This window comes from Alteribacter aurantiacus DSM 18675 (assembly GCF_000429705.1).
GTDB lineage: Bacteria > Bacillota > Bacilli > Bacillales > Salisediminibacteriaceae > Alteribacter > Alteribacter aurantiacus.
Map to the genome: position 1 here is coordinate 1 of NZ_AUCJ01000003.1, position 1,199 is coordinate 1,199.

Consider the following 1,199-nt stretch of genomic DNA (forward strand, 5'->3'; position numbering starts at 1 on the left):
TTAGAAGACTAAACAAACATCAATTTTTGGATAAGCCCTCGATCGATTAGTATCTCTCAGCTCCACGCGTTGCCACGCTTCCACATGAGACCTATCAACCTCATCGTCTCTGAGGGATCTTACTTACTTAACGTAATGGGAAATCTCATCTTGAGGGGGGCTTCATGCTTAGATGCTTTCAGCACTTATCCCTTCCACACGTAGCTACCCAGCTATGCTCTTGGCAGAACAACTGGTACACCAGCGGTGTGTCCATCCCGGTCCTCTCGTACTAAGGACAGCTCCTCTCAAATTTCCTACGCCCACGACGGATAGGGACCGAACTGTCTCACGACGTTCTGAACCCAGCTCGCGTACCGCTTTAATGGGCGAACAGCCCAACCCTTGGGACCTACTTCAGCCCCAGGATGCGATGAGCCGACATCGAGGTGCCAAACCTCCCCGTCGATGTGGACTCTTGGGGGAGATAAGCCTGTTATCCCCAGGGTAGCTTTTATCCGTTGAGCGACGGCCCTTCCATGCGGTGCCGCCGGATCACTAAGCCCGACTTTCGTCCCTGCTCGACCTGTATGTCTCGCAGTCAAGCTCCCTTATGCCTTTGCACTCTACGAATGATTTCCAACCATTCTGAGGGAACCTTTGGGCGCCTCCGTTACTTTTTAGGAGGCGACCGCCCCAGTCAAACTGCCCACCTGACACTGTCCCCGAACCGGATCACGGTCCTGGGTTAGAATGTCAGTACAGCCAGGGTAGTATCCCACCGATGCCTCCACCGAAGCTGGCGCTCCGGCTTCCAAGGCTCCTACCTATCCTGTACAAGCTGTACCAAAATCCAATATCAAGCTACAGTAAAGCTCCATGGGGTCTTTCCGTCCTGTCGCGGGTAACCTGCATCTTCACAGGTAATATAATTTCACCGGGTCTCTCGTTGAGACAGTGCCCAAATCGTTGCACCTTTCGTGCGGGTCGGAACTTACCCGACAAGGAATTTCGCTACCTTAGGACCGTTATAGTTACGGCCGCCGTTTACTGGGGCTTCAATTCAGAGCTTCTCCCGTAAGGGATAACCCCTCCTCTTAACCTTCCAGCACCGGGCAGGTGTCAGCCCCTATACATCGCCTTGCGGCTTGGCAGAGACCTGTGTTTTTGATAAACAGTCGTTTGGGCCTTTTCACTGCGGCTCTTCCAGGCATACACCC

The 1,199-nt window shown here is 53.3% G+C and carries 1 rRNA gene; it reads right to left on the minus strand.

Annotated features, from left to right (window positions below):
- Positions 1-26 precede the first annotated feature (26 nt).
- Positions 27-1,199: ribosomal RNA gene (locus G476_RS0100035) — 23S ribosomal RNA — on the minus strand; the annotation flags it as partial.